The organism is Micromonospora sp. LOL_024 (assembly GCF_048060415.1).
In the GTDB taxonomy this organism is placed as follows: domain Bacteria; phylum Actinomycetota; class Actinomycetes; order Mycobacteriales; family Micromonosporaceae; genus Micromonospora.
Window position 1 is genome coordinate 91,146 of sequence record NZ_JBHMIS010000020.1, and the last position, 7,547, is coordinate 98,692.

Below are 7,547 nucleotides of genomic sequence, written 5' to 3' on the forward strand. Positions count from 1 at the left end.
CCAGCGACACCATCGTTCTGGCCGTCACCGCGGTACCGGAGCGGCGCCGAGCACCGCCCCGACCTGCGCGGAACATCTCCGCGGTGCCGGTCGCCTGGGCGAGGCACGGGCAGACCGTTGTGACGCCAGCCTGCGATCGTCCTGTCACATGGTCATGCGGCCCGTCTCCGGGTCGAGGTCGCCGCGATCGCATCCATCGACAACCAGGACCAGATGTGAGCCAAATCACATCGATGAATCTCTTCTCGGAGTAGGGTACGGCCATCGTCATCCCCCTTTCGAAGGGCATCGCCGATGGTCGGATTGACCCTGCCACGGGGGCGGCAACTGCGCATCGTCAGTGTGGCCGCCACCGGGCTCCTCCTCACGAGTGTCGCGGTTGCCCCACCCGGCAACGCACAGACGGTCCCGCAGTTGGGCACCGAGTCCACCGTGGCCGTCGAGGCACCACTCGGTGTCGACGAGATCGACAGCAGCCACAACCTCAAACTGATCGCCAACCTGCCGAAGCAGGCGCCGTTCGACTCCACCGCGGCGCTCGGCACCGACATCGCCTTCCAGGGCAGGTACGCCTTCGTCGGGAACTACGACGGCTTCGTCATCTACGACATCGCCAAGCCGAGCAGGCCGAAGATCGTGTCGCAGGTGCTCTGCCCGGGCGCGCAGAACGACATCTCCGTCCACGGTGACCTGCTCTTCCTGTCGACGGACTCGTCCCGCAACGACGACTCGTGCAGCAGCACCTCCCAGTCCACCACGATCAAGGAGTCGTGGGAGGGCATCAAGATCTTCGACATCAGGGACAAGACCAGCCCCCGGTACATCAAGGCGGTCGAGACGGCGTGCGGCTCGCACACCCACACCCTGGTGCCGGCCAAGGACAAGAAGTCGGTCTACCTCTACGTCTCCTCGTACAGCCCGAACGCCAACTTCCCGGACTGCCAGCCACCGCACGACTCGATCAGCATCGTCAAGGTGCCGCTGAAGAAGCCGACCGACGCGGCGGTCGTGGCCACGCCGAACCTCTTCCCCGACGGTGGCTACGAGGGTCGCACCGGCGGCTCGGCGACCACCGGCTGCCACGACATCACCGCCTACCCGGCCAAGGATCTCGCGGCCGGCGCCTGCATGGGCGACGGGGTGCTGCTGGACATCAGCAGGCGGGAGGCACCGAGGGTGCTGCACACGGTGCGGGACACGACCAACTTCGCGTTCTGGCACTCTGCCACCTTCAACAACCGCGGCACCAAGGTCATCTTCACCGACGAGCTGGGCGGCGGCGGTGGCGCCACCTGCAACGAGACCGTGGGCCCGGACCGGGGCGCCAACGCCATCTACGACCTCACCGGCAAGGGACACAAACGCAAGCTGGAGTTCCGCAGCTACTACAAGATCCCGCGGACCAACGCTGCCACCGAGAACTGCGTGGCGCACAACGGCTCGCTCATCCCGGTGCTCGGCAAGGACATCATGGTCCAGGCGTGGTACCAGGGCGGCGTGTCCGTGTGGGACTTCACCGACTCCCGCAAGCCAAAGGAGATCGGCTACTGGGAGCGCGGTCCGCTGTCGGACACACAGCTGATCGTGGGCGGCTCCTGGTCGGCCTACTACTACAACGGGCACATCTACTCCTCGGACATCCAGAAGGGGCTGGACGTGCTCGAACTCAACGACTGGCGGACGTGGACGGCCAAACTGGTCCACTACCGCGAGCTGAACGTCCAGACCCAGCCCAGCTACCTGAGCTGGTAGACCAGCACGCCAACGGGCCCGGCCCTCCCGCACGCCGGGAGGGCCGGGCCCGGTCGCGTAGCAACGACTCAGCCGGGCAGCGGCGCCTCGTCACCCCGGTTGCGACGCGGCGAGACCAGGCGGCGCACCATCGGGGTGGCGTTCCACCTGGCCGCGCCGGCCAGATCGCGGGCGTGTTCCAGCACGGTGTAGTCGGGCCGAGCCCGGCCGGCGGCGAGCGCGGCGTCCAGGTCGTTGCCGCAGCGCGTCAGCACGCTGTCGAAGTCGCGGCGGACCGACTCCAGCAGGTGATAGCCGAACGAACGGTGCAACCGGGCGAAGAGCGGCTTGTACAACCGGGCCCGCTCGTGCAGCCCCGACGAGTACGACATCGGGTTCTTCGGCCGGCGCCGGATGTAGTCGGGCAGCAGGTCGGCGAAGGCCCGGCGGACGATCCACTTGTCCTGACCGTCACGCGACTTCAGCTCCACCGGCAGCCGCATCGCCAGCTCGACCAGGGCCAGGTCCAGGAAGGGCACCCGGGCCTCCACGCCGAAACCCATGCTGGTCCGGTCGACCCGCTGCAGCTCCGTACGACACAGGTTTCGGATCTTGTGCAGGAAGAGCCGCCGCGACGCCTCCGGCCCGACCTCGTGGTACATCGGGTAGCCACCGAACAACTCGTCGGAACCGTCGCCGGTGAGCACCACCCGCACGCCCAGGTCCCGCAGGCGGCGGAAGATCGGCACAGAGACGACCGCGTTGATGATGTCGCCGTACTCGGTCAGCTCGGAGAGGCGGATCGCCTCCCGGATGTCGGCCAGCCGGATGTCGCGCGGGCGCAGCTCGATCACCTCGTGCGGCACCCCGAGATCCTTCGCCAACCGCCGGGCGTACGCCAGGTCGGGGCTGCCCGGCGCACCGACGGTCACCGCGACGCAGTCCGGGTGCAGTTGTGCCGCGTGTAGCAACGCCAGCGAGCTGTCCAGACCTCCGGAGAGCACCACACCCACCGTGAGGTCGGTGTCCAGTCGCACCCGGATGCTGTCGGTGAGGGCGGCACGGACGAGCAGGGCGGCCTCGTCCGGGTCGTCCACCACCGGCCGGTCCGCGCCGAGCGCGAGCAGGTCCACGTACGGGCGCAGCCGGACCTGCCGGTCGGCGTCGACCCAGCCGTGATGCCCCGGCGGCACCTCGATCACCGGCGCGCCCACCAGGACCAACGCCTTCACCTCGCTCGCCACGTGCAGGCATCCCGAGGTCCGCGACCAGTAGAGCGGCTTCACCCCGAGCGGATCCCGGGCCAGGTAGGCGCGGCCGGTGGCCTGATCCACGACGGCGAGGGCGTACTCGCCGCGGAGCCGGGTCACCACCTGGTCGCCCCACTGCTCGAACGCGGCGAGCACCACCTCGGTGTCGCTGGTGCTGCGGAACTCGTACCCGAGGTCGGTCAGCTGGGCGCGCAGCTCGTGGTGGTTGAAGACCTCGCCGTTGTAGCAGAGCAGCCAGCGCCCGCCGGTGGAGACCCACGGCTGCACGGCACGCTCCCGGTCCACCACCGGCAACCGCCTGACCCCGGCGAGAAGGCCGTTCTCGTACCGGGTCTCGGTGACCGCACCGCGCGGGGAGAGCGTACCGAGCATCCGCCGGAAGACCGCCGGGTCGGCCTCCGGGCCGAGGGTGAGCACGATGCCGCACATCGCTCAGATCCCCATCTCGGCCTCGTAGGCCCGCCGCAGCCGCTGAGTGGCGGATGGGGCGAGGCAGATGTGCCACGCCTGCCCCTCGTCAACCACGTTGATCTCTTCGGCCCGCTGCCGGTTCAGCAGCAGTCCGGCCAGGGTTTCCCGCACGCCGAAGTGGCCGAACCACTCCATTTCCACGTCCGCGGCCCAGCCCAGGCAGTGCCCGCTGGGCACCATCGCCGCATACCCGAGGCGCCGCAACCGGTACTGGTGCTCGGCGCTGCGGACCAGGCTGGTGACCCACAGCGGCGGGGTGCCCGCCGGGGTGGCGGCGGCGAACTCGCGGCCGATGTCGTTGAGCAGGGCGACCACCTCGCGGCGGGCCCGGCGGAACAACAACCCGGCGGTACGCGGCGTGGCCTCGGGCTGCAATCGGCGGCGCAGGGCGCGCACCCCCCGGCCGACGACCGTGCGGGGCTGCTCGGCGTAACGGAACCACAGCAGGTCCCGGCGTCGCAGCCACTCCAGGTCCACCAGCTCGGTGCTGTGGTGCACCTCGGTGTCGGTGAGGAAGGTCGACGCGTCGCGCCACCACATCACGTCGATCCGGGACAGTAGGTAGATGCGGACGAGGGCGACGAGGTCCCCGGCGGAGCTACGCGCGTTCGGCTGGTACCGCGCCATCTCCAGCAGCAGGGTTTCCCGGGCGCCGATCAGGCCCTGCGAGGTCGCTTCGAGGACCTTCGCGATGGCCGGCTCCCGCAGCCGCTGGTCGATCAGCACCTGACGGGCGGTCGTGCTGCTCGCCTGGGCGAGCGCACCCACCTCGACCAGCAGTTCGGCGACGGCATCGCGGTAGGCCGCCAGGTCGGGCGGGGCAGTGGTGAGCGGGCGCACACTGCCTCGCGGACGACGACGCGCCGGCGTGACGATAGGACCGGACTGGTGTCCCGGGCTTCGGCTGGGCACTCGCATGGTCGGTCCTCTCTGCCGGCGCGACGACCACCTGTTGCAGACAGTAATCAGATGAATCGGAATGAGTACGAGCAGAGCTCCTATATCCCTCTAAGGCGTGGCAAAAGCGGTGGAGATGCTTCTGCCGCGCAGCACCCTCGATCACCGGGCCGAGCGCCGCTGCGGCGAACTGTGACGCCGATGTCGACCGTGGAGCGGGTACCGGACCCAGTGGGACGTACTGGACGAGCGGTTCCGAGCGGTCCGGGGTGCACCGGCTGCCCGACGGCGGACCCGGTCGCCCACCGCAGGAGCGCCTCCTGCGGGGCGGTGGCGGGCTCTGCGATGGCCACCACCGGCATCCTGCGGCCGCCGCCGCCACCTGAATGTACCGTTCGGCACATGACTCGCCGGGCCGGTCGGCGGTAGCGCCGGGCAGGTTCCGGTGGTCGGCGCAGCGGGCGATAGGGCGTAATGAAAAGCTTGTCCCATGAGTTCCACGCCCGTATCGCCTGGCCCGTCCACCGACCACCCCGCCTTCGCGGATCTCGGCCTGCGGCCCGAACTGCTCGCCGCACTCGCCGCGCTCGGCTACGAGGAGCCCACGCCGATCCAGCGCGAGGCGATCCCTCCGCTGCTGGCCGGCCGGGACCTGCTCGGACAGGCGGCGACGGGCACCGGCAAGACGGCGGCGTTCGCACTGCCCCTGCTGCAACGGATGCCGGACGAACGCAAGGGCGACCCGCTGGCCCTGGTGCTGGTGCCGACTCGTGAACTCGCGGTGCAGGTGTCGGAGGCGTTCCACCGCTACGGCAAGGATCTCGGCGCCCGGGTACTGCCGATCTACGGGGGACAGCCGATCGGCCGGCAGCTGCGGGCGTTGGACATCGGGGTCGACGTCGTGGTGGCCACCCCCGGGCGGGCACTGGACCACATCGCCCGGGGAACGCTGCGGCTGGGCAACGTCGCCGCGGTGGTGCTCGACGAGGCGGACGAGATGCTCGACATGGGCTTCGCCGAGGACATCGAGGCGATCCTGGAGCACGCCCCGGAGCAGCGCCAGACGGTGCTCTTCTCCGCGACCATGCCGGCACGGATCGATGGCATGGCCCGCGCTCACCTGAGCGATCCACTGCGTATCCTCATCGCCCGCGAGCAGGCGGTGGCCGGGGAGGCGCCCCGGGTGCGTCAGAGCGCCTACCTGGTGGCCCGGGCACACAAGCCGGCGGCGCTGGGCCGGGTGCTCGACGTCGAGTCGCCGGCCGCGGCGATCGTGTTCTGCCGCAGCCGGGAGGAGGTCGACCGGCTCACCGAGACGATGAACGGTCGAGGGTACCGGGCTGAGGCGCTGCACGGCGGAATGAGCCAGGAACAGCGTGACCGGGTGATGGGACGGCTCCGGGCGGGCACTGCCGACTTGCTGGTCGCCACCGATGTCGCCGCCCGTGGGCTGGACGTCGAGCAACTCAGCCACGTGGTCAACTACGACGTGCCCTCGGCTCCGGAGTCGTACGTGCACCGCATCGGCCGGGTGGGCCGGGCCGGGCGGGAAGGGGTGGCGATCACCCTGGCCGAGCCGCGGGAGCACCGGATGCTCAAGACCATCGAGCGAGTCACCGGACAGCGGATCACGATCGACAAGATCCCCACCGTCGCCGACCTGCGTACCCGCCGACTGGAGCTGACCCAGGCCGCGCTGCGGGAGAGCCTGCTGGAGGACGACCTGGACCCGTTCCGGGTCATCGTCGAGACCCTCAGCGACGAGTTCGACCTGATGGAGGTGGCGCTCGCCGCGGTGAAGCTGTCCCACGAGGCGACCCTGCCCGGCTCCGACGAGGCCGAGGAGGAGATCCCGCAGGTCGCGGTCCGCGCGCCCCGCGAGGGCCGGGAGACTCGGGACAGCCGACCGGGTTACGAGGGACGGGGCGAACGCCGACCGGCGCGTCCCCGCGCCAGCGGCACCACCCAGGTCTTCATCGGTCTGGGCCGGCGCGCCGGGGTACGCCCACAGGACCTGGTGGGCGCGATCACCGGCGAGACCGGCATCCGCGGCCGGGACATCGGCTCGATCGAGATCGCCGACCGCTTCTCCCTGGTCGAGGTGCCGAACTCGGTCGCCGACGAAATCATTGCCGGGCTGCGCGGCAGCACCATCAAGGGACGCAAGGCCACCGTCCGGCGTGACCGCGACGAACGCCACTGACGGGGTCCGCCCCCCAGATGACAAGCCGTCGGCGGTCGCCGGACGCGACCGCCGACGGCGAGGTCACCGCGCGGGATGTCGGGAGGTGCGGGTTGTGACGTCAGCTACCGGCACGCTCGTGGACGGTGGGGAAGGTGAGATCCTTCCAACTGTCCGGCGTCTTCGAGATCATTCCGATCTCCTTCATGAAGCCTGCGATGTCCTGGAGTCCGTGCGGCTCGGTGGTGTAGGTGATCGCCGGGTTGGTGAGGTACTTCTCGAAGCTCTCGGGTGAGGTCTTGCCGCCGGCGTTCGCCGAGAGATCCTGTGCCGCCGCCGGGTTGTCGACGAGCGCACCGATCTGCGTTTCCAGGATCGAGTAGAGCTTGGTCGAGAACCCGGTGTTCTGCTCGTAGAACTCGTTCATCATGAACACGCCGCACCTGGCGACCGCGTCGACGGCGAACTACATCAACAACGACCTGCGTGATCTTATTCACCACCAGTCGGTTGCCCACCCCCGCATCTACGTGCCGAACCACCTCACCTCCGGAAGCCGGACACGGGAGGGCTGCTCCCTGGCCGTGTACGCCGGCTACCTCGAGCAGATCAACCTGATGGGCGTACCGGATGCCGACCGGCCATGTGCGGTGGGTCATCGACCCCGTCGACTACCTGCAGCCGCTCGTCTTCGACACCGACGGCTACACGTGGCGCGACCGGAGCAAGAAGGCCAGGATCAAGGCCCTCGACCGGATCAGGCTTGGACGGCCCCGCGTGGTCAAAGCCTTCGTGGGTACCCAGAGCATGACGGCGCATGACGGCCGCCGAGCACACCCACAGCTGCGAGGTGTAGTGCAGCAGGATTCATAGGCTGGGCCAATGCATTCGATCAGTTAGCGGTGCACGGCCGTTTCAACATCATCCGGCAAGGCCGAGGATGGTGAATGGCCTGTTCATGTCGCGGTTGGCCCATCGGGTGGCTTCGGTGATGT

General features: G+C 69.4%; 6 protein-coding genes. 3 read left to right on the top strand and 3 right to left on the bottom strand.

Going from position 1 to position 7,547, the window contains the following annotated elements; genetic code table 11:
* The first annotated feature begins 294 nt into the window (after positions 1–294).
* A complete protein-coding gene (locus tag ACFHWY_RS19810; protein WP_416581703.1) occupies positions 295–1,752 on the top strand; it encodes an LVIVD repeat-containing protein in 1,458 nt (485 codons plus the stop codon).
* Positions 1,753–1,820: 68 nt separating this feature from the next.
* On the opposite strand, the gene ACFHWY_RS19815 is transcribed toward ACFHWY_RS19810, so the two are convergent.
* Positions 1,821–3,431 carry an asparagine synthetase B family protein gene (locus tag ACFHWY_RS19815; RefSeq protein WP_416581704.1) on the bottom strand — a complete coding sequence of 537 codons (1,611 nt, stop codon included), beginning with the start codon at positions 3,429–3,431 and terminating at the stop codon, positions 1,821–1,823.
* A gap of 3 nt (positions 3,432–3,434) precedes the next feature.
* Positions 3,435–4,391, bottom strand: coding sequence for a DUF5715 family protein (locus ACFHWY_RS19820; RefSeq protein WP_416581705.1), 957 nt, complete (start codon positions 4,389–4,391; stop codon positions 3,435–3,437).
* 469 nt (positions 4,392–4,860) lie between these two features.
* Between ACFHWY_RS19820 and ACFHWY_RS19825 the strand changes: the two genes are divergently transcribed.
* The gene (locus tag ACFHWY_RS19825) at positions 4,861–6,573 is read left to right on the top strand and encodes a DEAD/DEAH box helicase (protein WP_416581706.1); all 1,713 of its coding nucleotides are present in this window, start codon (positions 4,861–4,863) and stop codon (positions 6,571–6,573) included.
* Between the two features lie 100 nt (positions 6,574–6,673).
* On the opposite strand, the gene ACFHWY_RS19830 is transcribed toward ACFHWY_RS19825, so the two are convergent.
* Entirely contained in the window at positions 6,674–6,982 is a 309-nt protein-coding gene (locus ACFHWY_RS19830) for a hypothetical protein (RefSeq protein WP_416581707.1), read from the bottom strand.
* 200 nt (positions 6,983–7,182) lie between these two features.
* On the opposite strand from ACFHWY_RS19830, the gene ACFHWY_RS19835 reads away from it, so the two are divergent.
* A complete protein-coding gene (locus tag ACFHWY_RS19835; protein ID WP_416581708.1) occupies positions 7,183–7,425 on the top strand; it encodes a hypothetical protein in 243 nt (80 codons plus the stop codon).
* Positions 7,426–7,547: the final 122 nt, after the last annotated feature.

What these genes read in the sequence shown, in the direction of transcription:
- ACFHWY_RS19820 (WP_416581705.1), bottom strand. Translation starts at nt 4,391, where the DNA reads ATGCGAGTGCCCAGCCGAAGCCCGGGACACCAGTCCGGTCCTATCGTC.
- ACFHWY_RS19810 (WP_416581703.1), top strand. Translation starts at nt 295, where the DNA reads ATGGTCGGATTGACCCTGCCACGGGGGCGGCAACTGCGCATCGTCAGT.
- ACFHWY_RS19835 (WP_416581708.1), top strand. Translation starts at nt 7,183, where the DNA reads ATGCCGACCGGCCATGTGCGGTGGGTCATCGACCCCGTCGACTACCTG.
- ACFHWY_RS19825 (WP_416581706.1), top strand. Translation starts at nt 4,861, where the DNA reads ATGAGTTCCACGCCCGTATCGCCTGGCCCGTCCACCGACCACCCCGCC.
- ACFHWY_RS19815 (WP_416581704.1), bottom strand. Translation starts at nt 3,431, where the DNA reads ATGTGCGGCATCGTGCTCACCCTCGGCCCGGAGGCCGACCCGGCGGTC.
- ACFHWY_RS19830 (WP_416581707.1), bottom strand. Translation starts at nt 6,982, where the DNA reads ATGATGAACGAGTTCTACGAGCAGAACACCGGGTTCTCGACCAAGCTC.